This is a genomic window from Streptomyces sp. NPDC001492, from assembly GCF_053597275.1.
The window spans coordinates 24435-48777 of the sequence record NZ_JBSFHW010000018.1 but is presented as its reverse complement, the minus strand read 5'-3'; the positions used below and the strand labels follow the sequence as shown (position 1 = coordinate 48777).

General features: G+C 69.3%; 22 protein-coding genes. All 22 read left to right on the top strand.

Annotated features, from left to right (window positions below):
• Positions 1 to 299: 299 nt before the first annotated feature.
• The 22 genes from ACWC1K_RS22970 (at position 300) to ACWC1K_RS22865 (ending at position 24185) form a co-directional block, all read left to right on the top strand.
• Positions 300 to 1262: a phosphotransferase enzyme family protein gene (locus ACWC1K_RS22970; protein ID WP_450833824.1), complete on the top strand. Its 963-nt coding sequence runs from the start codon at positions 300 to 302 to the stop codon at positions 1260 to 1262.
• Positions 1259 to 2713 carry a phosphotransferase gene (locus ACWC1K_RS22965; RefSeq protein WP_450833823.1) on the top strand — a complete coding sequence of 485 codons (1455 nt, stop codon included), beginning with the start codon at positions 1259 to 1261 and terminating at the stop codon, positions 2711 to 2713. The genes ACWC1K_RS22970 and ACWC1K_RS22965 overlap by 4 nt, the downstream gene beginning before the upstream one ends.
• Positions 2710 to 3933, top strand: coding sequence for a bifunctional class I SAM-dependent methyltransferase/NUDIX hydrolase (locus tag ACWC1K_RS22960; protein WP_450833821.1), 1224 nt, complete (start codon positions 2710 to 2712; stop codon positions 3931 to 3933). The genes ACWC1K_RS22965 and ACWC1K_RS22960 overlap by 4 nt, the downstream gene beginning before the upstream one ends.
• A gap of 25 nt (positions 3934 to 3958) precedes the next feature.
• Entirely contained in the window at positions 3959 to 4924 is a 966-nt protein-coding gene (locus tag ACWC1K_RS22955; RefSeq protein ID WP_450833820.1) for an endonuclease/exonuclease/phosphatase family protein, read from the top strand.
• Positions 4925 to 4932: 8 nt separating this feature from the next.
• The gene (locus ACWC1K_RS22950) at positions 4933 to 5589 is read left to right on the top strand and encodes a 2'-5' RNA ligase family protein (protein ID WP_450833819.1); all 657 of its coding nucleotides are present in this window, start codon (positions 4933 to 4935) and stop codon (positions 5587 to 5589) included.
• A 102-nt stretch (positions 5590 to 5691) separates the two neighbouring features.
• The gene (gene fxlM, locus ACWC1K_RS22945; RefSeq protein WP_450833818.1) at positions 5692 to 6933 is read left to right on the top strand and encodes a methyltransferase, FxLD system; all 1242 of its coding nucleotides are present in this window, start codon (positions 5692 to 5694) and stop codon (positions 6931 to 6933) included.
• A 38-nt stretch (positions 6934 to 6971) separates the two neighbouring features.
• On the top strand, positions 6972 to 7142 hold the full coding sequence (locus ACWC1K_RS22940) for an FxLD family lanthipeptide (protein ID WP_389086699.1): 171 nt from the start codon (positions 6972 to 6974) through the stop codon (positions 7140 to 7142).
• Positions 7143 to 7340: 198 nt separating this feature from the next.
• Positions 7341 to 10367, top strand: coding sequence for a lantibiotic dehydratase (locus ACWC1K_RS22935; RefSeq protein ID WP_450833817.1), 3027 nt, complete (start codon positions 7341 to 7343; stop codon positions 10365 to 10367).
• Complete coding sequence (locus tag ACWC1K_RS22930; RefSeq protein WP_450833816.1) at positions 10364 to 11596, top strand: lanthionine synthetase C family protein; 1233 nt, start codon at positions 10364 to 10366, stop codon at positions 11594 to 11596. Before ACWC1K_RS22935 ends, ACWC1K_RS22930 begins: the two co-directional genes overlap by 4 nt.
• 22 nt (positions 11597 to 11618) lie before the next feature.
• The gene (locus ACWC1K_RS22925; protein ID WP_450833814.1) at positions 11619 to 12665 is read left to right on the top strand and encodes a thiopeptide-type bacteriocin biosynthesis protein; all 1047 of its coding nucleotides are present in this window, start codon (positions 11619 to 11621) and stop codon (positions 12663 to 12665) included.
• On the top strand, positions 12665 to 13630 hold the full coding sequence (locus tag ACWC1K_RS22920) for a hypothetical protein (RefSeq protein ID WP_450833813.1): 966 nt from the start codon (positions 12665 to 12667) through the stop codon (positions 13628 to 13630). The genes ACWC1K_RS22925 and ACWC1K_RS22920 overlap by 1 nt, the downstream gene beginning before the upstream one ends.
• Positions 13627 to 16086 carry a methyltransferase, FxLD system gene (gene fxlM, locus ACWC1K_RS22915; RefSeq protein WP_450833811.1) on the top strand — a complete coding sequence of 820 codons (2460 nt, stop codon included), beginning with the start codon at positions 13627 to 13629 and terminating at the stop codon, positions 16084 to 16086. Before ACWC1K_RS22920 ends, fxlM (ACWC1K_RS22915) begins: the two co-directional genes overlap by 4 nt.
• A gap of 452 nt (positions 16087 to 16538) precedes the next feature.
• A complete protein-coding gene (locus ACWC1K_RS22910) occupies positions 16539 to 16733 on the top strand; it encodes a hypothetical protein (protein ID WP_389086684.1) in 195 nt (64 codons plus the stop codon).
• Positions 16734 to 16940: 207 nt separating this feature from the next.
• Entirely contained in the window at positions 16941 to 18575 is a 1635-nt protein-coding gene (locus ACWC1K_RS22905; protein ID WP_450833809.1) for an ATP-binding protein, read from the top strand.
• 88 nt (positions 18576 to 18663) lie between these two features.
• Complete coding sequence (locus ACWC1K_RS22900; RefSeq protein ID WP_389086679.1) at positions 18664 to 19140, top strand: roadblock/LC7 domain-containing protein; 477 nt, start codon at positions 18664 to 18666, stop codon at positions 19138 to 19140.
• Entirely contained in the window at positions 19127 to 19507 is a 381-nt protein-coding gene (locus ACWC1K_RS22895; protein WP_450833807.1) for a DUF742 domain-containing protein, read from the top strand. The genes ACWC1K_RS22900 and ACWC1K_RS22895 overlap by 14 nt, the downstream gene beginning before the upstream one ends.
• Positions 19488 to 20117 carry a GTP-binding protein gene (locus ACWC1K_RS22890; protein WP_389086675.1) on the top strand — a complete coding sequence of 210 codons (630 nt, stop codon included), beginning with the start codon at positions 19488 to 19490 and terminating at the stop codon, positions 20115 to 20117. Before ACWC1K_RS22895 ends, ACWC1K_RS22890 begins: the two co-directional genes overlap by 20 nt.
• On the top strand, positions 20114 to 20650 hold the full coding sequence (locus ACWC1K_RS22885; RefSeq protein ID WP_450833804.1) for a GAF domain-containing protein: 537 nt from the start codon (positions 20114 to 20116) through the stop codon (positions 20648 to 20650). Before ACWC1K_RS22890 ends, ACWC1K_RS22885 begins: the two co-directional genes overlap by 4 nt.
• 66 nt (positions 20651 to 20716) lie before the next feature.
• Entirely contained in the window at positions 20717 to 21946 is a 1230-nt protein-coding gene (locus tag ACWC1K_RS22880; protein ID WP_450833802.1) for an acyl-CoA dehydrogenase family protein, read from the top strand.
• Positions 21947 to 22110: 164 nt separating this feature from the next.
• Entirely contained in the window at positions 22111 to 22542 is a 432-nt protein-coding gene (locus ACWC1K_RS22875) for a hypothetical protein (protein ID WP_450833800.1), read from the top strand.
• Positions 22543 to 22737: 195 nt separating this feature from the next.
• Complete coding sequence (locus ACWC1K_RS22870) at positions 22738 to 23610, top strand: class I SAM-dependent methyltransferase (RefSeq protein ID WP_450833798.1); 873 nt, start codon at positions 22738 to 22740, stop codon at positions 23608 to 23610.
• On the top strand, positions 23607 to 24185 hold the full coding sequence (locus ACWC1K_RS22865) for a GntR family transcriptional regulator (RefSeq protein WP_450833796.1): 579 nt from the start codon (positions 23607 to 23609) through the stop codon (positions 24183 to 24185). Before ACWC1K_RS22870 ends, ACWC1K_RS22865 begins: the two co-directional genes overlap by 4 nt.
• The last annotated feature ends 158 nt before the right edge of the window (positions 24186 to 24343 follow it).

Here is a 24343-nt window from a genome sequence, read left to right as displayed (position 1 = left end):
AACGGGCACCCGGGCGTCGCGGTCACTGACGCTGGACGTCACGTCTGCACCCCGGAGATCTGCATGCCCAACCCCCGCGCCTTCCCGCGCGTTGCCGTAATCCACTTTGTGGGGCGGTTGGCTGATGCCGCGCCCTGCTGCCCGGACGCGAGTCGGCTCCGGACGCACCACCGTCGGGCGGGCCAGCGGTGAACGGGCAGGCAGCCTCGCATCCGGGCGGGGAGGACACGGCGCAGAGTGAGTTCGTACACGCCGCGCTGCTCCGCGGCTTCGGGGCGCGAGCAACCACGGTGACGCGTGTGCGAGCCGGGACGGACACCGTCAACCATCGCGCCGTACTCGACGACGAGCGGCAGGTCTTCGTCAAAACCATGCGCCCCGGCCAGGCCGAGGCCGAAGTACGGGCGGCAACGCATCTGGCCTGCTTCGCCCGCACCGGGGGCCTGCCGGTGCCGCGGTTCTGGCTCGGCCGCGACGGCATGCCCTTCGCCCGGCACGGCGGCCGTCTCGTCACGGTGCAGGACTACATCGACGGTGCCCCGGCCTCCACCCGGCCTCTGACGATCTCCCTGGCCGAGGAGATCGGGTCCGTCATCGGGCGTCTTCACCGGCAGCTGGCCGCCTACCCCGGCACCCTGCCGGTCCTGTCCGCCCGCTGGTGGACCGACGCGGGCCAACAGCGCTTCGACAACGACTACCAGCGGCTTCGCGACGTACTCACCCACCATGAGGGCGCGGCAGCCGCGACGCATGCGCAGATGCTGGAGGAACGGCGTCAGGACCTGCTCGCCCACGCCGATTCGCTACGGAAGGGCTTTCCGGCCGACCCGGTGCGGCAGCCGTTGCACGCCGATCTGACCACGCCCAACGTGCTGTTGAGCCCGGCTGGCCAGGTGGTCGCGGTCATCGATTTCTACGCGCGCACGGGACCGACGGCGTGGGAGGTGGGCCGGATCGCCCTCGACCCGCGGACCGTGGCGAGCGAGAGCGACTGGCTGCCCGTCGCCCTCGCTCTGATCACCGCTTACCGGGAGGAGAACCCATATCTGCCCGGGCAGGATCTGGTCGCGTGCGCGCGCGTGGCCCTGGTCCACGCGCTGCACTCGCTGTTCGGGCTGTACGAGCACTACGTCGAGCCCGGCACCTACGACGTTGGGGACGTATTGCGCTACTGGGAGCAACGACACGTCATGACCCGCCGGGTGCTCCCCCAGCTCGACCTCCTGGAAGAAGAAATCCAAGCCGCGGCAGGTGCGCGATGAAGCCCGGCGGACACCACGCCAGCAGCGAGTCCGGCGTGCAGCAGAGCACGGGGCACGAGAACGCCCCCGCCCCCCTGGAGCTCTCGGCAAGCCCGCGCCACCGGGAACCGGTCGACGTCCATCTCATCCTGCGGCGCGGCGGCGAGGTGCTGCTGAGCCGGCGCGCGGGCGATATCTACGCCTCGGGCCTGCTGCACATGCCTTCCGGGCACCTCGACGACTTCGAGGACGTGGTCACCGGGGTGATCCGGGAAGCCGAGGAGGAACTCGGGATCCTCATCCGGGCAGAGCACGTCCGGTTCGCGTTGGTGATGCATCACCGCTCGCCCGGCGGCGAGCACCGTACCGGCTGGTTTTTCGAGGTCACCCAGTGGTTCGGGGTGCCGCGCATCGCCGAGCCGCACCGCTGTTCCGAACTCGGCTGGTTCCCGATCAACGAGCCGCCAGACGACATGGTCGCCTACTGCCGGGCCGGCCTGGAGGCATACCGCGACGGCCACACCTCCGCCCTTCACCTCCAGGAGCCGGACGACCCCGTCGCCTACGACCCGGCCGGGCCCGTCCGTCTGCGTCCGCTGCCGACCCGGTCCCCCGATGCCCGCGCCGTGCTCGGTGATCAGCTCGCCGACTTCGCCGAACAGGCCATCGGACCGCTGGCCGGCGCCAAGGACGCGTCCTGGGCGCGCGAAGGCTCCTGCGTGTGGAAGGTGACCGGCCGTGGCGGCGGCAACTGGTTCCTCAAGGTGCACCAGAACGACAGGTTCCACCAGCGCGAGGTGGGGGCCTACCGACGGTGGGTTCCGGCGCTCGGACGGGAGCACGTACCCCAGCTCGTGGCCGCCGACCCCGCCCAGCTCGCTGCCGTCGTCACCGCCCGGGCGGGCATCAATCTGCACGGCGCGGAGCTGAGCGAGCCGACCTGGCAGGCGGTCTACCGCCAGCTCGGCCAGCTGCTGCGCGTCCTGCACTCCTGCGAGCCGCCCACGATGGCGCAGGCCGTCGGCGGCCTGGCAAAGCTAGAACGCCATATGGCCGCGGCCGACGGACTCCTGGAGGACGGCGAGGAGGAACTGATCCGCCGCCTCGCCCACCACCTGACGACCCTGCCGCCCATCCCCCACGGCCCGCGCCACGGCGACCTCCAGCTGCGCAACCTGCTGCTGGACGACAACATGGTGCTGGTCCTGATCGACTGGGAACGGTCCGAAGTCGGCCCCCTCGTCAGTGACTTCATCCGGATCTCCGACACCTGGGCCAACGCCCCTGCCCGGCAAGCCGCCCTCTTCGACGGCTACGGCCGCCTTGTGTCGCCGGATGAAGCACAGGCTCTGCAGGGCCTGTCCGCGCTCGACGCGCTCAGCGGCATCCAGTACGGCACCGCCCACGACGACCCCGAACTCGTCGAACGCGGCCACCGCACCCTGCACCGGCTCCGCAAGAAGGCAACGTGAACACATCCGATGCCACGACACCGGAAAAGGTGAATGAAGAAGCCTGGGCTGAGTACGGACGCCGACAGATCGACCGCGGCTACCAGCCTCCGGAGGTCACGGAGATCGACTGGGGCTTTTGGGGCACCGGTCCCGGCACAAGCGTCCTCGGTGACGTCGCCGGCTACCGCCTGCTGGACATCGGCTCCGGCACCGGCATCCACGCCGCGCATCTCGCCCGCGACCACGCGGCCTTCGTCGACGCCATCGACCTCTCCGCCACCCAGCAGCAGCGCGCCCAGAGCCGGTTCGCCTCCCTGCCCGGTGTGCGCTTCCTACTCGGTGACGCCGCGGCACACCTGCGCGACGCCGAACCCTACGACCTCGTCTACTCCGTGCACGGACTGTCCTACATCGACCCGTACCGGCTGCTGCCCGCACTGCGGGACCGGATCCGGCCGCACGGACGACTCGTCTTCTCCACCCTTCACACCAACCTCGACGGACTGGGCCCTTCCGACACCGTCGCCGCTCGCCACGGGGAGTTACGGCTGGCGAAAACCGCCCCGATTCCGGTGCAGGTGTGGACGCTCGCCCCCGCCCTCTGGGAGCGGCTACTGGCCGAGTACGGCTTCGCCGTGGAGTCCATCGAGCTCCTGCACGCCCCAGGTGCCGACAACCCGGTGGTCTGCCAGCTCATCCAGGCTCGCCGCCTTCCACACACCGAGGCGCCCAGGGTGGTAGCGCAGGAACGAAGCCTTCGGCCACCCCTCGCCCAGGCGGCCCTGGGCGTCGGCGTCATCGTCACCAACCCGGACGGTCAGGTGCTGATGGGGCAACACCGCCTGGGCACCTACGAGTTGCCGGGCGGCAAGGTGGATGCATGCAACGGTGATGGCGAGTCGATCGAGGCCGCCGCGATCCGTGAACTCGCCGAGGAGACCGGCCTCGTGGCACACCCCGAGGACGTCCGGGTGCTCGCCGTGCTGCTGGACGCACGGCACGACCTCAACCGCCTCACCGCCGCGGTCCTCATCCGCCGCTTCCAGGGCACGCCGACCGCCAAGGAACCGACAGTGGTCGCGCAGTGGCAGTGGCGCCGCCTGGACGATCTGCCCAGTCCGCTGTTCGTGCCCTCCGCCCAGATCCTCAACTGCTGGCGCCCCGACCTGCCCATCGACCATCCGCCCGCCCACCGCTATCCCGTGCGCTCGTCCCCGTCCGCCTCGGCCGCGCACTGACCACGACGCAAGAAGGAGTCCCGCCGTGACCCCGGCGCTGTTCCGATTCGGCACATACAACCTGTTCAACCTGCAGATACCGACCACGCCCGAGCACGAGCGCCGCTATGAGCTGATCGTCGGCATGGTCCGCGCCGGCTTCCAGAACCGCAGAGGTGTCCTTGGCGTGCAGGAGCTCCTTGGCTCCACCAAGACCGAAGCGCGGCGGCTGCTGCGCAGGCTCGCCCAGGACACCGGCATGAGGTGTGAGGCGCTCCCGGCCCGGGGCACGAAGGCGATCCCCGCTCTGGCCAGTCAGGCGCCGGGGGCCAGTGCCCACCGCTTCCATGTGGGGCTGCTGTGGACGCCGGACGTCGAACCGGTACCGGGCAGCCTGCGCGCGTACGAGGGTGGCAGCGACTTCTGGCACGGCCTGGCCATGGCCGACTTCCATGCCGGCGGGCCGGTACCCACCCGCTGGTGTTCCTACCACGCCGACCCCTTCCGCCCGGAGCGGCGGCTGCAGGAGGCCCACCGTGTGCTTTCGGTGTTCCAGGAGCCCGACGTGGCCGGCGGGGTCGCGGCTGACTGGAACTCGATCAGTGCCGACCGCCGCCCGGGCGGCTCGTACTACGACCCCGAGCCCTACCTGGAGCAGGACCACCGCAAGCTGCGCTACCAGGTCATCTTCGACCCCGACGACGCCGATGCGCCGAAGCTCGCTGACCGGCGGGCCGGGGAGTTCCTGCGCCGCGATCCCGGCGGGCTTCGGGACACCGCCGCTGTCCTGGACACGCAGTGGCAGTGGTCGTGCGGGCACTGGGTCGACACCAGTGGCCGCCCTGACGACTTCGGGCGGCGCCGCATCGACACCCTCCGTGTCACCCCGAACGTCGCCGCTACCGCTCGCGCGCACCGCACCCATTACGGTCCCGATGCCGAGGCCGCCTCGGACCACCTGCTGGTCACCGCCGACTTCGCCCTGCACGAGTTGGCGGTGACGGCCGCATGAAGGCGTTCATGCATCCCGGACGACGGTGGCGCGCCGAGGGCGCTCCCGCTGAGGACAGCGTCCGCCCCCATGTGCTGTGGCTGCCGCCGGCCGACGTGATCGACTACTTCCGGGAGGTCCGCGAGGTCCTCGCCCCGTACGAGGACCTTGTGGCCCCGGTTGCCGACGAGGACCTGCACTGGACGATCCAGGGCGCCTTTTCGCACGACTACGCCGACGAGCGCGTCGGCCCCCGCCAGCTCAAGGATGCCGCCGACTCCCTGCGCACCGAGCTGGCCGACCAGGATGCGTTCACTCTCGACATCGGCCCGGTCGCGCTCAGCCGCAGCGCGGTCCTCGCCCGCGTCTGGTCTCATGACGCCCCCTCGAACCCGCCGCTGCACCTGAATCTGCGTGCCCGGGCCGGTCTGTCCAACGCCGGCCTCGTCCTGCCCGAGGCCACCGAGGCGTACTTCCCGCACATGTCGGCCGCTTACGGCAAGGTCGACACCCACTACCTCTCTCAGATGGACCGCGCGGACTCGCTGGCCTCTGCCCTGCTTCGCCACGCCCGCCATCACGTGACCGTGCGCGTCACGTCCGTGTGGCTGGTGATGGAGACCCAGCATCCCGACCGCCACACCTACACCTTCGAACGTGTCCAGGAGCTGCCCCTGGGCTGCTGAGCAACAGCCGGTTTTGCCAGCCGGCATCCATCGCCGAACCACCATGCAGTTGGCGCCGACGCCGGAGGCGAAGGCGCCTGAGGCCCCGTAAGGAACCCCTCTATGACCGATGTGACCGCTAGCTCGCCCTCAGCAGCAGAGCTGCGAGACAAGCTCGTGAACGAGCTCGTGGCCCAGCACGTGATCCAGACGAAGGAGGTCGAAGCGGCGTTCCGAGAGGTGCCCAGGCACCTGTTCGCCCCTGAAGCTCCTCTGGAGAAGGCGTATGCCCAGGCCCCTTTGACTACGAAGCGGGATGAGCACGGCATCACCATCAGCTCGGTGTCCGCTCCGGAAATCCAGGCCACCATGCTGGAGCAGGCGGGGCTCCGGCCCGGGCAGCGTTGCCTGGAAATCGGCTCGGGCGGCTACAACGCCGCGCTGATGGCCTCACTGGTCGGCGAGAACGGTGAGGTCACCACCATCGACATCGACCCGGACGTCACTGACCGGGCCCGCGCCTGCCTGACGGAGGCGGGATACCCGCAAGTGCACGTCGTCCGCACGGATGGCGAGGACGGGTGCACCGAGCACGCCCCCTACGACCGGACGATCGTCACGGTCGGCAGCTGGGACATCCCGCCGGCCTGGGTGGACCAACTCGCCGACGGCGGAACCATCACCGTTCCGCTTCGGATGCGGGGCCTGACCCGCTCGATCACCTTCGCCCGGGAAGGAGATCACCTGGTCAGTCAGTCGGCGAAGATCTGCGGCTTCGTCACGATGCAGGGAGCAGGAGCGCATCAGGAACGACTGCTCCTCCTGCGCGGCAAGGAAATCGGTCTGCGGTTCGATGACGAGTGGCCGGCCGACCCGGACGCTCTGAACGGTGCGCTCGACACCGAGCGAGTCGACGTGTGGTCGGGGGTGGAAATCCCTCGCGGGGAACAGTTCGACATGCTCCAGATGTGGCTGGCCACCGCCCTGGATGGCTTCTGTCTCCTCGCCGTCGACCCGAAGCTGGACACGGGCCTGGTCGCCCCGCAGAACAAGATGGCCTGCCCGGCCGTGGTCGAGGGGGGCAGCTTCGCCTATCTCGCCCTGCGGAAACTGGGCGCAGAACCGGACCCGGTGTTCGAGTTCGGAGCACACGCCTTCGGGCCGGACGCCGCCGCGCTCGCCACCGCCATGGCCGAGCAGATCCGCGTCTGGAGCCGTGACCACCGCGGCGGGCGCGGCCCGAGCATCGCGGCCTACCCGGCCGATACCCCCGATGACCGGCTCCCCGAGGGGCGCGTCATCAACAAGCGGCATGTCCGCGTCCTCATCTCCTGGCCGTCGGAGGACCTGTCTCCGGCGAGCTAGGGCAACCCGCACCATCTCACTCAGAAGGAGCGAACAACATGAAGAACCTCGAAGCCGCGACCACGCAGGTCGATGTGGACTTCACGCTCGACGTCCGCGTCATCGAGGCCGGTGTGCCGGTCCGTGACCTGCTGCGCGACACCAGCGACGGGTGCGGCTCCAGCTGCTCGGGCACGGCCTGCACCTCGTTCGTGGGCGACCCGGCCTGACGCTGATCACTGCCGGTGGCGCCGGGCGGACATCCCGGCCGGCGCCACCGGCACCACCTGCCCCCGCACGCCACCGAAAGGGAAGAAGAGGAGCTGATGACAGCAGGAGCGGACCGGCTGCTGTACCGACTGGCTGGCGTGCCCCTCGTGCGCGCCACGACGCATCCAGACGGGGCGCCTCTCGCCGAAGGACTGAGCTTGACCGGTTCCCCTGAAGCAGTGGTGGCCGAGGGGCTGGCCTGGCTGACACAGGTGTGGCAGCACGAGGAGGCCCGGCGCGCCGTGGAGACCGCCAGCCCTGTGCTGGCCCAGCAGATCTCTGGACTGCTGGAAGGGCGCGCCGCCCAGGTCCGCCAGGTGCGCCGCCTCGTGGCGTCTTTGGCCTCCTACCAATTGCGCTGGCAGGGGCGAGCCACCCCATTCGGTCTGTTCGCCGGAGTCAGCACGGCTCACATGGGCACCGGAGCTCACGTGCGCTGGGGCGAGAGCCACCACACGGTCGCCAGGGCGGACGCGCAGTGGTTGGGGGCCCTCGTCGCCCGCCTGGAGCAGCATCCCCGCCTGCTGGAACGCCTTACGGTGATCACGAACCCGGTCGCCTTCGTGCGCGGGGACCGACTCGTCGGCCCAGGCGAGCCGCCCGACGATCGTCCCGGCGTGCTCGCGCCGATCGAGATATCCGTCCGCCACACGCGTCCCGTGCGCACCGCGACCGACGCTGCTCACGAGCCCATCCGCTTCGGGGAACTTCTCGCGCTGCTGGCCGCCGAGTACCCGAGCGCACCACCGGAGCAAATCCGTTCCCTGCTCGCCGGACTCGTCGCCCAGCACCTCCTGCTCACCAACCTCCGGGCGCCGATGACCGTCCCGGACGCCCTGGGACACCTCCGCGCACAGCTCGAGGCGGCCGGTGCCGACGAGCTGCCCGACCTCACCAGCCTGGTGCACGACCTGCAGGTGATTCACGAAGCCCTGTCGCACCACAACGACACCGTTGCTTCCCCCACCGCCGCCCATGCCATGAGGGCCACGGTGGCTGAGCGCATGAACGCAATCTGCGACATCGCACCGCAGCCACTGGTAGTCGATACAGCCCTGGACTGCGACGTGTCCCTTCCCGAGGCGGTGATCCGTGAGGCGGAATCGGCTGCCTCCGCGCTGCTGCGCCTGACGCCCTACCCGTTCGGCTATCCCCGCTGGAAGGACTTCCACGTCCGCTTTCGGCAGCGGTACGGAGTGGGCGCCGTCGTCCCCGTGCCCGAGCTGATCGGCGACACCGGGCTGGGGCTGCCGGCCGGATACCTGGGCTCGCCGGTGGCGAACACCCAACGCACGCTGACCGAACGCGACGAAACCCTGCTTGCCCTGGTCCAGCAGGCCGTCATCGACGGTGCTGAAGAGATCGTGCTGACCGAGCCCCTGGTCCGCCGGCTGGCGGTCGGCGACCCCTCCGAGATGCTTGCGCCGCCGCGCGCCGAACTCGCATTCCAGATCCACGCCACCTCCCCGCAGGCCGTGGAGAGCGGGGCGTTTCGCCTGCTCGTCAGCTCAACTCCACGCCCCGGCAGCAGCATGGCCGGACGGTTCACTGACCTGCTACCCGAGGCCGACCGCAAGAACCTCTCCGACACATATGCCGCCCTGAGTACCGACACCCCGGAGGCCATTGCCGCCCAGCTGTCGTTCTTCCCCCGTCGGCGTCGCAGCGAGAACGTCGTCCGCACGCCCCAGCTGCTCCCGCACACCATCTCCCTGGCTGAGCACCGCGAACCCCACCCTGATCTCATCCCCCTGCACGACCTCGCGGTCACCGCGGACGCGCGCCAGCTCCACCTGGTCCAGCTGTCGACCGGCAGGCGCGTCGAACCGCGGGTCGTGCATGCCCTGGAGGCGGGGACCCTCACCCCGCCACTCGCCCGCTTCCTCGCCGAGATCACCACTGCACGCTGCGCCGTCTACAAGGCGTTCGACTGGGGAGCCGGGGTACGCCTGCCGTACCTGCCGCGGCTGCGCTACGGCCGCAGCGTACTCGCGCCGGCACGCTGGCTCCTGACGGCCACCGACCTTCCCAAGCCCGCTGCCCCGCCGGCCGAATGGGACGAGGCGCTGGAGACATGGCGTCGTCGGCTTCGCGCCCCGCAAGCCATCGTCGTGTGCGAGTCCGACCTGCGCCTGCCACTCGACCTGAGCCAGCCCCTCCACCGGATGCTGCTGAGGAACCGCCTCGACGCGGCCCGTGAGGTCGAGCTGCAGGAGGCCCCCACCGCAGCCGACCTGGCCTGGATGGGCCGCGCCCACGAATTCCTCCTCCCACTGCGCCTTGCCCGGCCGCGTGCCGCCGAACGAAAAGCGGTGCCGACGTCGCCGTTCCAAGCGATCAAGCGCGACGCGGGACATCTTCCAGGCCGCTCCGAATGGCTGTACGCCCAGCTTCACGGACACCCGGACCGCCAGGACGAAGTCCTGGCCGAGCACCTGCCGCGCCTCCTCGACGGCTGGACCAGCCTTCGGCAGTGGTGGTTTAGGCGTTACCGCGACACCACCCGCCCAGACTCCGAGCAATACCTCGGTCTCTACCTGCACCTGCCCACGCCCGAACAGTACGGACAGGCCGCCAGGCGTGTCGGAGAATGGGCCGCCGACCTGCGCGGCTGCGGCCTACTTGCCCACCTCCAGCTCGCCACCTATCACCCCGAGACGGGACGCTACGGGCACAGCGAGGCGTTGGACGCGGCACACGAGGTATTCGCCGCCGACTCCGCAGCAGCCCTCGCCCAGATCACGCTCGCCCTCCAAACCGGGCTGCCGCCCGAAGCTGTCACCACGGCCGGCCTCGTCGACCTCGCTGCCTCCTACGCAGAAAGCCCCGACATCGGCATGCGCTGGCTGATCGACCGCCTCCCTCACGAGCAGGGCAAGCTCGACCAGAACGTGCGGGATACCGGGATGCGATTGGCCGACCCCGCCGACGACTGGGCGACGCTGCGCACCACCCCGGGCGCCGAGACGGTGATGCGCGCCTGGGAGCGACGCCGAACGGCCCTCACCGCCTACCGCACGCACCTTGCCCGCCAGCGCGATCCCTACAGCGTGCTCAGATCCCTGCTCCACATGCATCACGTCCGCACCATCGGGGTCGACCCGGACCGCGAACGCATCAGCCACCGCCTGGCCCGCGCCTCAGCCCTGCGCCAGGGTGCCCGCGAACGCAGGAGGACGCCGTGAAGGTGCAGCCTCGCACCGCGTCCGCCGCCGCGCAGGAGATTGCCCGGCTGCTGACCACGCCCGAACCGCTCCCCGCTGAACTGGGCTGGCGTACACAGTCCTTGTCCAAGGGAGCGGCCGGCGTCGCACTGCTGCACATCGAGCGCGCTCACTGCGGGGAGGGCAGTTGGCAGACCGCCCACTCCTGGGTGACGGCCACGGCCGGGGATGGAGTGAGCGCCACAGAGGACGCCAACCTGCTCTTCGGCGCACCCGCCCTCGCCTTCGTGCTCCACGCGGCCGGCGCGGACGGAACCGTGCGATACGGCCCAGCCCGCACGGCAGTGGACACGTCCGTCACCGCGCTCACCCACCGCCGCGCTGACCTCGCACATGCACGGATCGACCGGGGCGAACGTCCCGCCTTCGGCGAGTACGACCTCCTGCACGGCCTGACCGGTCTCGGTGCCCATCTCCTCCAACACGCGGCCGGCAGCGACGCCTTGGAGCGGGTCCTGACCTACCTCGTACGCCTGACGCTCCCCCTGCGGGCCGACGACGAGACCCTGCCGGGGTGGTGGGTCTTCCACGACCCCCAGCTCCAGAAGTCCGATGCCTTCCCGGGCGGCCACAGCAACTTCGGTATCGCGCACGGGATCGCCGGGCCGCTCGCACTCCTCGCCCAGGCCCAGCGCCGGGGCATCACCGTCGACGGGCATGACGAAGCCCTCCACCGGATCAGCAGCTGGCTGGACACCTGGCGGCAGGACGCCGACTCCGGTCCCTGGTGGCCGCAGTGGATCACCCGCGACCAGCTACGCACCGGCCGACCGGGCCAACTCGGCCCGCTGCGACCGAGTTGGTGCTACGGCACCCCCGGCCTGGCCCGCGCTCAACAGCTCGCGGCCATCGCCACACGAGACATCGCACAACAGCAGGCGGCCGAACATGCCCTCGTCCGCTGCCTGTCCGACCCGGACCAGCTCAACCGGATCACAGACAACAGCCTGTGCCACGGCTGGGCCGGGCTGTACCAAACCGTCTGGCGGACTGGCCGCGACGCATGCACACCGGAGGTCAACGCGCACGTGCCCGCCATAGCCGACCGCCTCATGCAGCAGTGCCGCACTCGTCTTGGCGACGACATCGGCTTCCTCGAAGGGAGTGCGGGACTGGCCCTTGCCCTCCACACCGCAGCCCACGCCACACCGCCGCTCTCCGGGTGGGACTCGTGCCTGCTCATCAACTGAGCCGCCCTCGGAACAGGAAGGGATGAGGAAAGTGGAACGTTCCGTATCACCGCGTCAAGCTGCTCAGAGCGTCCTGGAGGTTTTGGCCGGCGCTCCGCTCCACCAGGCTGCCGCCCGCGCGGGTATGAACGTCGGCGACCTCGCCGACGCCGTCGAGGTCTACCAGGCCGCGGGAGAGCACGCCCTCGACGCTCAAGCCGAGGCCGCTCAGGGCTGGTACTCCGTCTCCATCCAGTTTGCCGACTGGAACGCCGCCGAGCAGACTGCTCTTACCGGCCTTGGCGCACAACTGGAACAGGCCGAAAAGGACGGGGCGCTCGCCAACTGGTGGTTCCTTCGCAAATACCCCTGCTGGCGTCTGCGCTGCGGGCCCGGCTCCTCGGCCACGCGTACCGATGCCGAGAAAGTCGTGAGCACCATCCTGGACCGGCTCATGGCCGACGGTCTGGTTGACCGATGGTGGCAGACCATCTACGAACCCGAGTCCCTGGCATTCGGCGGACCCCACGGCATGGCCACCGCCCACGATCTGTTCCACGCCGACAGCCGGGGCGTCCTCGACTACCTACGCCGCCATGGCTCCAGCACGATGCCGGACGACGCCCTTGGCCGCCGCGAGGTGTCCGTCCTGCTGTGCTCCGCTCTCTTCTTCGGCGCCGGACAGGAACCACACGAGCAGGGCGACATCTGGCACCGCGTAGAACAACTGCGCCCCCTGCCCTCCGATACACCCGCCGCCCGGCTTGCCGGGATGACCGCGGCACTGCACGTCCTGATGACTCTGAACACCAGCCCCACCAGCCCTCTGTTCGACAAGCTCGGTGCGCTCGCCTTCCTCGCACCCTGGGCCGCCGCCTTCGAAACCGCGGGACGGCGCCTGGGCAGCGCGGCACACACCGGCTCACTCCACCGGGGCATGCGAGACGTCCTCGCCCACCACGTGATCTTCGCCTGGAACCGCATGGGCCTGGACGACCGAACCCAGGGCATCCTCGCGCGCGCCGCACGGGACACCGCGATGAACCCGTCAACCGGCCTGCACAGCCCCCTCTCACCGGGAGTCAGTTGATGTTCACGGAGCCCGACGACCCCAAGACCACGGCGCGGATGCGAACCGCCCGTGCCCAGGCTTGCCGCGCTCTGAACGCCCGGCCCGAACCAGACGCCGACGAGACCTGGGGGTGGCGCGGCCGAACGCTGAGCGTGCCCGTCACCACCCCCGACGGACCCGCCTGGCTCCGCATCGGCTGCACCCCCTCCGACGAGCTCAGCCCCACATTCTGGAACGGCTCCGTAGCCGCCCAACAGGCCATCCCGGAATCGGTACCGCGCCCTCGACTCCGCGTCGTTCACGACTGGAACGACGCTCACTGGACCTACCGCGCGGAACTGTACGAACGAGTCACCACCCGGCCCGCCTCCCCCACCGCCGCACTGACCACCACCCCGGATCTGCCGTCCGCCTGGTGGCGAGCCGTCCGCACCGTGCTGCACGACATCGCTCAGGTGCCCACCGAACGCTTCTCCGTGCACCAGCCCTTCCTCCAACGCGCCATGCCACAGCTCCTCGGCACACCGATCGACACCACACCACCGTCATGGTCCACTGCGCACGGCGACTTCCACTGGGCGAACCTCTGCGCGCCCGAACTCCGCATATTCGACTGGGAAGGATGGGGCCTCGCCCCAACGGGCTACGACGCTGCCGTGCTCCACGCCTACAGCCTGCTCATCCCCTCCCTCGCCGCCCGCATCCGCCGCGAACTGAAAGGCGTACTCGACACCCCCGCGGGCCGGTTTGCCGAACTCGCCGTCATCACCCAGCTCCTCCACGGCACAGCCCACGGCGACAACCTCGACCTCGCCCTGCCCCTTCGCCATCGCGCGGAACATCTGCTGGGACGTCCCGTTCCCCCGCCAAGCAGCACGGTCATCGCCCCGGGGGCCCTTGAAGGCATCACGCCAACACGTCTGCGCGCAAAAGACGGATCACCGCTTGCCGCTCAACGCGGCGAGAGGCAGGCCACGACATGAGCACACACCTGCAACACAGCCTCCCGGGCAGCCACTTCGCAGAGCGCTTGGTCTCGTCCTTTCCCTTGGTGTGCCGCCCCCGCCTGACCTGCCCGGATCTCGAAACCCGGATCGCGGAGGTGCAGAGGTACGCGGAGGGCTGCACAACCCAGTCGGCACTGGACGAACGGCAGCACCGAGCCTGCGTGGTCTGGAACCTAGCAGCGCTGATCGCGGCGGATTGCGGCATGCCCAGCCTCGCCGCATCCCTGTGCGAGCGCCAGTTCCGTGTCTTTCGCTCCGCATGGCCCGTGACCGGTCGCACGGCGATCGCGTCACTGCAGCCCCTCGTCAACCTCGCCCGTCTCACCCACCGCGCCGGCGACCCTCATGGCGCGTACGAGGCGCTACACGCCGTGAACCACGCCGTGCACCACGGTGGGAGTGCACTGGCCCACGGCACGGTCATCTCCTTCGACCGCTTCGTCGCCACCCCCGCGGACCGGCAAGAGGCCATCACATGGTTGCGGGCGATCATGCTCGAAGACGGCACCCGTCTCCTGGCAGCCACCAGCAAGTGGACGAAGGCCGCAGCGCACGCCGCCCTATACGACAACACCGGCGAACGCCTGCGCGAAGCCCGACAAACCCAGGTCATCGAGAGCCTGTACAACGGCCATACCGGCTCGGCACGCGCGGCCCTTGCCACCACCGTGCTCACCGAACCGTGGGAGCACGCGGTCGCGGCGTGCCTGCGCAGCTACATCGACCTGCACACCAACCAGCTGACGCCCGCAGGCATGGCGCAGACGCTGACTCTGGTTCGGCACGCCCAGCAATCATCCGAACCTGACACCGCGCACTTCCGTCTACGGCTCGGCCTCACTGCGATTGATCTCGCCACCGAGACGTGCAGGGGCCAGGCCAAGGCCCTGTGCAGCGAGCTGATCCGGAACGCCGCAGACTCCGAAGACGCCTTCGCAGCCAGGGAAGTCCTACGCCACCACACCGCTCGCCAGCAGATTGCTCCGGGCGACAGAGAAGCGCTCAACACGCTTGTCCACAGGGCGGGCCTGGGCCGCGGATCGATCCCGCCTCCTCTACTCACCGACTTGTTGGCAGCGGTAGAGAGCGCGGAGAGCGTCCTGAGCCGGACCCTCCGCCCTCCCGCGAAGCACCAGACGCCGCGCGGCGTGAGCGCGCTCGCTGAACAGCCGACCGCCCCTAACCTCAAGCGAATGGAGAGCACTGTGACGCCCGTCACCGATCCCAACGTATGGCGCGACGAGCTGGTGAGCCGCCTCGTCGACAGCGGCCACCTGCGCACCCCGGAAGTCATCGCCGCGTTCCGGGGCACCGAGCGCCACTTGTTCCTCCCCGGTGTCGACCTTCAGAGCGCCTGCGTCGAGGACGCGGTGGCGATCAAGCACGACGCCACGGGCACGATGCTTTCCTGCATCTCCGCCCCCTCCATCGTCGCCACTCAGCTTGAACAACTGGGAGCACAGCCCGGCCACAAGATCCTCGAAGCCGGGGCCGGCACCGGTTACAACGCCCAGCTGCTATCCGAACTCGTCGCTCCCGACGGCCATGTGTGGACCATGGATGTCGACCAGGACCTCGTCGACGGCGCTCGGAAGAACCTCGCGCAGGCCGGGGCCGCAAACGTCACCGTCACGCTGGGCGACGGTGCCGCCGGTCTGCCCGAGCAGGCGCCCTTCGACCGCATCCAGTTCACGGTCGGCGCCGGCGACATTCCCGTAAGGATTCTCGACCAGCTCGCCCCCGGTGGACGCCTGGTCATCCCAATGCGGATTCGCGGCAGCATCTCCCGCAGTTTCGCGTTCGAACGCGACGGCCGGACCTGGCGGACAGTCTCCACCGAGATGATGACGTTCGTCCCCCTGCGCAAGGGCGTCTGCGACGACGTCCGCACCATGGTCGACATGGCCGGTGAGGGCGACGTGCGCCTGGAGACCTACAGCGAGCAGAACGTGGATCGCGAGGCGATCCGCACCGTCCTGGACCAGCCCCCGGCCGAGATCTACACCAGCGTGAAGTTCCGCAAGGGCGCGTCCTACGAATGGCTCTACCTGTATCTGGCATACGTGCTGCCGAACGGCCTGTCCCGGATGCCGGGATCCCGCCCGGGCCTCGTCCCGAACTTCGGCTGGGGCTCGATGACCGCACTCGACGATGACACCCTGGCCTACCTCACAAAAAAGGAAGGCGATGACGAGCACGGCCATTTCTGGCAGATCGGCGTCATCGGCCACGGGCCGCGCGCCGCCGAACTCGCCGGCCAAGTCGCCACCGAAATCAGCGAGTGGCACGAAAACTGGGGCAACAACGCACCCGAACCCAGCTTCCGCATGGCTGTCGGTAGCGCTCGCGACCAACTCACAGCCTCCGAAGCACGCTTCGTCATGGACAAACCCAGCAGTCGCCTCGTCGTCGACTGGCCGCGCAGGAGTTGAGCTGGCGGTGCCATCACAGCAATGGAGTGAATTCCGCCCGGTTGACCAACGTCACCGAGCGTGCACAGTAGCGGTATTTCCCGCTCTGCTCGCCAACTCCCGTTTGCACCATGCATTTTTCACAGGCTTCTGACCTGAGAACATCGATTACTTCCCTGGTTTACCTGTAAAATCAATGCAGGCCGGAAACGGTCACCCGGGCGTCGCGGACATGACGCGAGACGACAAGTCTGCGCCCCCGGAGGACACCGTGCCCGCCCTGTTTCCCGCCTTAGCCGGTATAACGGCCCATCTCGGCCGCGCCCGGACCAAAGCGGTCGCCAGCTGCGCAGGCGCGCCATCCGTCAGGCGCGCCGACGCCCCACGTTCCGCAGCGACGCCGGCCATTGCCGTCGCCCTGATGGGCAGCGCGGGGCCCCCAAGACGCACACACTCGCAAGAAACCCAATTCCGTGAGCATCACTGTCTCCCTGGCCGTTGTGCTGGCCGTCATGGTGTGGCTGCTGGTCCGCAACGGCGGTCTCAAGGCCGGCCACGCAATAGCGGCCATACTCCTCGGCTTCTATCTCCACGACAGCTCGCTCGCCCCGTCCATCAGCCGCGTCGTACAGAGTGTGGTCGAGGCGATCAGCGGCATCCGCATATAGACCGGCCGCCGGGGCACCCTCGTGGGCCCGGACCGTACGCCGCCTCCCCCGTCGGCTGCGATCTGGCGCGCGTGCCCCGGCGGTCACTCCCACCCAAGGCGCGGCCCGCTCGCCACAGTCCCCCTCGCCCGGTACGGGTGCGCTGCTCGCCCGTTGCCTGCCGGCCACTCGTTCCCCCTGTCAGGACCACGTTCCGCGAGGTCACCCATGTCTGATCTGTCATGCCCGCGACCAATTGGTCACCGACGTGGCCAGCGCCGGCGTGCGCGCGGCGCCGAGCCACTGCGCACCGAGAAGGGACTGCACCTGCGCGTGCGGCTCCTCGTTCTCGTGCCCGCCCTCTTGGTCACGGCGACCGCGTCTGCTGCGGCTGCCGTCGGCACGACGGCAGCCGTCCATGTGGAGGGCTGGATCATCGGGGCAGTGGCAGCAGCCGCTGTCCTGACGGTGTTGCTCTCCGCGGACTGGCTGGCCGTGCGCACCGCAGCTGAGCTGCATCGGCAGCGAAGCGAGTACAGCGAGTCGGTGCAGGGCTGGCTGCGGCACTTCCAATCCGGCGTGGATGAAGGGCGCAGGAGCATCAGTGATGCTCTGGAGCAGCTCGACCGGGGCGAGCGGCCTTCCCCGCCCGACTTCAGCGCGGCACAGGCAAACTCCGAGAAGAACCCGTGGAACGAAGCCGAGGCCGCTCTGCTCCAGCTGCACGCAGAAGCCTGGCATGCGGTGGTAAACGGGCGGCAGACAGAACTGACGCAAGCGCTCGTCTATCTGGCCGGCGGCTTGACCCTGCTGCTCGTCCGCGCGCTCGGCATCGTGACGGAACTGACCAACCAGGTCCAGGACCCGGACATGCTGTATCGCGTCTACGACGTCAACAACCTCCTCAAGCGCATGCGGCGCTCGGCCGGACGGCTGGCGGTCCTGGGCGGCGTGAAGGCGCGCACGCTGAACCAGCCGATCGGGCTGGTGGACCTGCTGCGCGGCGCGGCGGGGGAAATCGAGAAGTACGCCCGCGTCCGCATGCACACCTCCAGCCTGCATGTGCAGATACCGGGCTTCGCCGGTCCCGATCTGATCCACCTGCTGGCCGAGCTGGAAGAGAACGCCACGCTCTGCTCGTCGCCGGACACCAAGGTCGTCGTCCGGGCGACGAGGGTCACCGCGGGTCTGGCCGTGGAGATCGAGGACCGGGGCATCGGCATGGCCCAGGGTGAACTCAACCGCTGCAACCGGATGCTGGCCGATCCCCAGGACACCGACCTAGCTGAGCAACTCGCCCAGCGTCAGACGGGCTTGCTCGTGGTGGCCAAACTCGCCCGCCGATACGGCATCCACGTGCGGCTGCAGAAAAATCTCATGCACGGGATCACGGCGCTCGTGGTGGTGCCGGACAAGCTCCTGCTCTGGCAGAAGGAGCTGGCGCCCGCGTCGCCGGCACACGGATTCGCTGGCGCCGTGCCGGGCCCGGCGGCGCAAGCCGCGGGCCGCCCCAGTCCCCGGCCGTCCGGCGGTCCCCGGCCCAGTCCCCCGGCCCCAGCGGGGACGGGCCAACTGCCTCACCGAGGCGCGCAGCCCACCGCTGGGCAGCGAGCTGTCGCTTCAGCGGCGACCGTGGCAACGCCTGCGCTCGCCGTGACATCCGACCCTCGCCCCCAGCTGCCGCAGCGGACACCACAGGCAACGGCCCATGATCGTGCGACCCCGGCACGGCCAGAGGCCGGCCCGGTTTCGCAGACGCCGCCGGACCCCGCCTTCATCAGCAATTTCACCCGGGGCGTGCACCGCGCGGAGCAGGCCGCCGCAGCCGGCGAGGCGCAGCCGCCCCAGGAGGGCACGAACTGATCCCCGCCGCGCACCCCACCCATCCTTCATGCCCGGCCTCGCGCCCGGGCACCGGTCCGTACAGCGTACGGAGACACGGAGAATTGCAATGACCACCGATTCCACGGCAGTCCAGCCGGAAGCGGTTGTGGACGAGCTCCTCAACGATTTGGCCCAGCTGCCCGACGTGACCGGCGTCCTGCTCGCCTCGCAGGACGGCCTGCGGCTGGCTCACGCGGGACCGAGCATGGACGGCAAACTCGCGGACCGCCTGGCCGCAGTGATCAATGGCGCCTATTCGCTCGCCCACGGAGTCGACGACGGCCAGGGGCGCGTCGAACAGGTTCTCATCAGGAAGAGCACATTCCTGCTGTTCATCATGAGCGCCGGAAGTCCGCCGGACGTGGTGGCACGGAACGCGGGACGCGACCCGGCCAAGGTCCAGAGCGTGCTGGGTGTGCTGACCAACACGCGGGCGGACGAGGGAGCCGTCGGCTACGCGATGGTCAACCTGATCAAGCGGATGGGCGAGCTGCTGGCCACCCAGGCACGTGTGGACGGGGCCCCTTCCGGTGACGGCCAGTGAGATGGCGGCCGCAAGCGCCCCGGCCTGGGCCGTCGAGGACGCCGAGGGCCCCAGCCTCTTTGTCCTGACCGGCGGCCAGACCACGCCCACCCACGACTTGCAGGTCGAGACGCTGCTGTGGGCCGAGGGAGAACCGCCCTCCGGCCAGCCGCCGGAAGCCGAACAGGCCATGGCGTTGTGCCGGGAGCAGCCCCGGGGCGTCGCTGAGATCAGCTCCCTGATCGGGCTGCCGTTCCAGATCACCAGGATCCTCATGTCCCGGCTGATCGACATCGGCGCGCTGAGTGCCGTGACCGCCACGGGCTCCACTGACCTTCCCGACGTTGCTCTCCTGAAGGCCATTCGCGATGGACTCCTCAAGCTCTGACCTCCCACTGCCGCGCCCGCTCGGCGGCGCGAAGCCCAACTCTGTCAAGATCGTCGTCGCCGGCGGGTTCGGTGTCGGCAAGACCACCTTTGTCGGCGCCGTCTCCGAGATCGCTCCGCTGCGTACCGAGGCCGTGATGACGGCCGCCTCCGAGGGCGTGGACGATCTCTCGCTGCTCCTCGACAAGAAGGCGACGACCGTCGGGATGGACTTCGGCCGGATCACCTTCCCGCAGCTGAATACCGTCCTGATGCTGTTCGGCACCCCTGGGCAGACCCGGTTCTGGTTTATGTGGGACGAGCTCAGCCGAGGAGCCCTTGCCGCGGTCGTCCTCGTAGATACCCGCCGCCTCGACGAAAGCTTTCCCGCGGTCGACTACTTCGAGAACTTGGGTCTGCCCATCGTCGTCGCCGTGAACGAGTTCGACGGCGCCTGCCGCTACGACCCTGCCGAGGTCTCATCTGCTCTCGCCCTGCCGGCCACGGTTCCGGTGGTGCTGTGCGATGCCCGCAAGAGAGCGGACGCGGCCGGCGTACTCGCCCATCTCATCGACCACGCACTCACCCGCCCACATGCCCCCACCTCCGTCCTTCAAGGAGCACAGCTGTGAACCCCCACGCTCCGTCCGACCTCCTGTCCACCGCGGGCCAGGACATCGACTGGCAGAGCCACCTGCCCGAATTCTTCGACCCCACGGCTCCGCCCGTCGGCGCATTCGACGCCTTCGCCCAGCAGGTCGCCAACGCGGCGGGTACCCCCTACGCCATGCTCAACTGGGTCGGCAGCGAGCAGTTCTTCCTCGGTCTTGCCAACCCCGGCGGCGGCGAACTGCCCGTGGTCGGGCGCACCATGCCGCTGACCCACGGTTTTTGCCCGCACGTCGTCCAGCGCCGGGGCTCGCTGGTCCTGACCGACGTCCTCGACTTCGACGACTTCGCCGGCAATCCGGTCGTCGACGAGATCGGCGTCCGCGTGTACGGGGGAGCCCCCCTCATCGACGAGCGCACGAACCACGTCTGGGGCACGGTCTGCGTGGTCGGCACCGAGCCGCGACACCGCTCGGAAGGCCGCCCGCTTTGGGCCCTCATCGATCACTACCGCGACTTGTTCATGACCGAGTTCTACCGGCGTACCAGCTCGTAACACGCCTGCGCGCCCGGCCGCACCACCCGCGACCACCACCCCGAGGGGGAGACAACGATGCCCACGATGTCGTCCACGACTCCGGATCTCACGCCCGACTACGACGCCCTGGTCCAGCACTTCGACGAGTTCGCCGCCGCGGAAGTCACCCCCCGAGTCCAGCACATGGAGTCCTCCCCCCACACCGTGGAACGCGACCTGGCCCTGCTCATGGCCGAACAGGGATGGTTCGGCGCCACCATCTCCCAGCAGTACGGCGGCATGCACGCAGGGCACCTCGCGAAAACCCTCATGATCCAGAGCATGGCGCGCGCCTCCGGCGCGGCCGGCGCCATCCTGCAGGCGAGCCAGCTGCCCGTATCGATGCTCATCCACTTCGGCAGCGACGAGCAGAAGGCCCGGCTGCTGCCCCAGATCGCCGCCGGGGACACGCTGCTGTCGATCGCGGTGACCGAAGAGAACACCGGCAGCCACGTGCTCGGCATGGAAACCACCGCCCGCCGCGACGGCACCGACTGGATCATCGACGGCAGCAAGGCCCACATCGGCAACTCCCACATCGCACACGTCCACTGCGTCGTGGCCCGCACCGCCCCCGCCGACGAGGCCGGCTCCCGCTCCCTAACAGCCTTCCTCGTCGAACACGACCGCAAGGGCCTGACCGTCGAACCCCACCAACCTGCCCTCGGCCTGCACGGCTTCAGCTTCGGCAAACTCACCTTCGACGGGGTGCGAATACCCGAGGCCAACGTGATCGGCGAGGTCGGCGACGGCAAGGACATCGCCTACAGCAGCAGCATCCTCTACGGTCGGCCCAACCTCGCCGCGCTCTCCCTCGGCCTCCACGAAGCGATCCTGGAGTGCACCACCACCTTCCTCAGCGAGCGCGAGCGCTACGGCGGCACCCTCGCAGACCTTCCCGTCCTGCGTGACCGGGTCGCCGTCATGAAGTCCCGGCTGATGGCGGCCCGTGCCCTCGCTCATCAGTCCGCCCTCATGCTGGACCACGGTCAGACCTGCGACGGCGAACTCATCAACGCCAAGTACCTCAACGACGAATGGGCGGTCGAATCCGGTCAAACCGCCATGCGTCTGCACGGCGCCCACGCCCTGCGATGGGACTACCTCCTCCAGCGGCTGTGGCGGGACATCCAGTGCACCTACGCGCCCGCCGGCACCGGTGAAGTCCAACGCCAGCGCCTGGCCGAAACAGAATTCGGTAGCCCTCCCATCCAGTGGTCCAAGCGACTCGCCGCCAAGACCTCGCTCTTCCTACCGCCCAGCGCAGCCGCCTGACTCCGGGCACCCGCGCCCCCTCGACAGCCCGGTCCGCCTCAGCTGCCGCCCCATCCAGGCTTCACCCGTCCGAACTGGCGTGCCGACAACGGCCGGCCATGGAACAGGTCACGCACGGCGGCATTGCATCTCCCACACGTACTCAATTGACACGGAGCACCTCCATGACGAGCACAACTGCCGCCATCCCTACGGCCGAGCGAGATATCTCCGCTTTGCTGGTCGAGGCGCGGCGGGAGCTGGACAGCATCGCGAACCGGGGCATCGTCTCCGCCCCACGTGCCGTCGCCGACACGCTCACCACGCTGGAGGAGCTCGCCCCCACCCTGATCCCACTTGGCCAGGCCCTCGCCGCACGGCTCGGCGACAGGGAGCGCTCCGAACTCCACGAGCTGATTGAGCGAATCGAGGTCCGCGCAGGCTCCCGGCCGCGGGCAGACCTCGCGTACGAACACCTGCTGGTGCTGGTAAGCCAGTTGCAGGAGCTGCTGCGCAGGCTGGAGCGAGCGCACGGCATCTCATGCCGCCCCAGACGGGCAGCCGCCGCCGACCGCGGGAGCCAAGCCCAACCCTCCGGCCCGCAACCTGGCCCATAGGGGGGACAGCATCCCTGCACGACCGTCGGCTCTCTGGCCTTGTGCCACACGCGATCAACGACACCCCTGGAAAGTCATGACTTCGCCTCGGCACATCAAGATCGTCAGTCGTGACCGCCCAGCAGCCGCATTACCCCGGGGCCGTCCGTCCCGACACCTGCCAGCATTCCGTCTGCCCCGTAGGAGAGCATCCTCGTGACCTATCCCGACCAGCCCTTCCCGGGCCCATCGTCGGAGAAGGAGGCGCTGTTCGCGGCTGCGGCGGCCACCGACTACGCCTGCTACCGGCCCGGGCTGCCCGCTGAGGCCGTACGCCTGCTGACCGACACCCTCCACGGGCGCCCCGACCCCACACTGCTGGACCTGGGCACCGGCACCGGACAAGTCCCCCTAGCCCTCCTGGCCGCCGTTCCCGGCCTCGCGCACATCGAGGCCGTCGACGTCAGTCGCCCGATGCTCGACCAGGCCCGCGCCGCGCTCACCCCCGTGCTCGGACGCTGCACACTCACCCTCGTCCACACCATGGCCGACGTGTACGCTCCGCTTGCCCCGCTGCCCGAAGAAGAAGTGCGGGCGCCAGACTTGGTCACGTTCTGCCGGTCGTACCACTGGATGAGCGGTCCGGACGTCCTGGCGATGGCGGACCGGGTCGCCGCCCCCGACGCCACAGTGGCGATCATGGGGGACGGAAGCCTTTGGACGCACCAGGCCGACTGGACTCGGGCCCTGCGCGAGCTGATCCAGCGCTACCTGGGCCCCGGGCGCCGGGCGGGCGCCCGCGGCACCTACACCGAGCCGCGCCACCCGTACGAGGCGGACCTCGCCGCGTCCGCGTGGAGCGACGTCACCCAGCACCACATTCCCGTGGCCCGCACCTGGACGCCCAAGGACGTGCTCGGCTATCTGCGGACCACATCCTTCGCGGGAGCAGAACTCTTCGGGGAGCGTCACACCGCCTTCGAAGCCGACGCCCGGGCGCTGCTCGACGCCTACGCCGGCGAACACCCCCTGGTGGAAAACACGGTGTTCACCCTCCTGCTCGCCCGACGCCCCGCTGGTGCATCGTGAGCGGAACGAAGCCAAGGCCGGTGTCGGCGAACGATGCGCACAGGCTGCGGGACAGCGTCGCAGTCCTGATTCTCGGCCGTATCAAGGACGGCACTTATCCGGTGGGCACCGTGCTTCCTGCGCGCTGGCTGATTGCGGAGGAACTCGGCGTCAGCCGATCGACCGTCGACGTCGCCTGCCGAGCACTGACAGGGCAGGGATACCTGGTCGGTGTTCCCGGGCGCGGGCGCGGGACGGTGATCCTCGATCCGCTGAACCCGTCAGCAGGACCCGATGTTCATGCGCGCACGAGCGAAGGCCAATGCGAGACATGGCCCAGGCCGGGCTCCAACCGGGACATGCTCGAGCACATCACGGCAGGGATCAGGCAGCGGATTGCTGACGGCACCTACCCACCCGGCCAGCGGATACCGAGCGTGGCCCAGATCGCTGCCCAATCCGGCACCCGAACATGGTTGGCGAGGCAGGCAGTTGACGCCCTCAAGGCGGAGGGACTCCTGTATTGCCGCAATCCCAAAGGGCACTTCGTCTCCACTGATGCCGTCAGCGCAAGCGCGCCGAGGGCCGCGCATTGAGCCACAACCGGACGCGGGCATGATCACACAGCCGCATACAGCTCTCGCCGCATGCACGCGAGCGGGCAGCTGCCCACCCGACTCGGCGGAAACGTCCGGGGCGGAACCATCGGCGTTTCGGCCACCGCCACCGTCGGGAAGGCCCACGCCACCCAACG

Excerpts from the sequence above, each read along its gene's own strand:
- ACWC1K_RS22965 (WP_450833823.1), top strand. The coding sequence starts at position 1,259 with ATGAAGCCCGGCGGACACCACGCCAGCAGCGAGTCCGGCGTGCAGCAG.
- ACWC1K_RS22950 (WP_450833819.1), top strand. The coding sequence starts at position 4,933 with ATGCATCCCGGACGACGGTGGCGCGCCGAGGGCGCTCCCGCTGAGGAC.
- fxlM (WP_450833818.1), top strand. The coding sequence starts at position 5,692 with ATGACCGATGTGACCGCTAGCTCGCCCTCAGCAGCAGAGCTGCGAGAC.
- ACWC1K_RS22940 (WP_389086699.1), top strand. The coding sequence starts at position 6,972 with ATGAAGAACCTCGAAGCCGCGACCACGCAGGTCGATGTGGACTTCACG.
- ACWC1K_RS22925 (WP_450833814.1), top strand. The coding sequence starts at position 11,619 with ATGAGGAAAGTGGAACGTTCCGTATCACCGCGTCAAGCTGCTCAGAGC.
- ACWC1K_RS22920 (WP_450833813.1), top strand. The coding sequence starts at position 12,665 with ATGTTCACGGAGCCCGACGACCCCAAGACCACGGCGCGGATGCGAACC.
- fxlM (WP_450833811.1), top strand. The coding sequence starts at position 13,627 with ATGAGCACACACCTGCAACACAGCCTCCCGGGCAGCCACTTCGCAGAG.
- ACWC1K_RS22905 (WP_450833809.1), top strand. The coding sequence starts at position 16,941 with ATGTCTGATCTGTCATGCCCGCGACCAATTGGTCACCGACGTGGCCAG.
- ACWC1K_RS22900 (WP_389086679.1), top strand. The coding sequence starts at position 18,664 with ATGACCACCGATTCCACGGCAGTCCAGCCGGAAGCGGTTGTGGACGAG.
- ACWC1K_RS22890 (WP_389086675.1), top strand. The coding sequence starts at position 19,488 with ATGGACTCCTCAAGCTCTGACCTCCCACTGCCGCGCCCGCTCGGCGGC.
- ACWC1K_RS22880 (WP_450833802.1), top strand. The coding sequence starts at position 20,717 with ATGTCGTCCACGACTCCGGATCTCACGCCCGACTACGACGCCCTGGTC.
- ACWC1K_RS22875 (WP_450833800.1), top strand. The coding sequence starts at position 22,111 with ATGACGAGCACAACTGCCGCCATCCCTACGGCCGAGCGAGATATCTCC.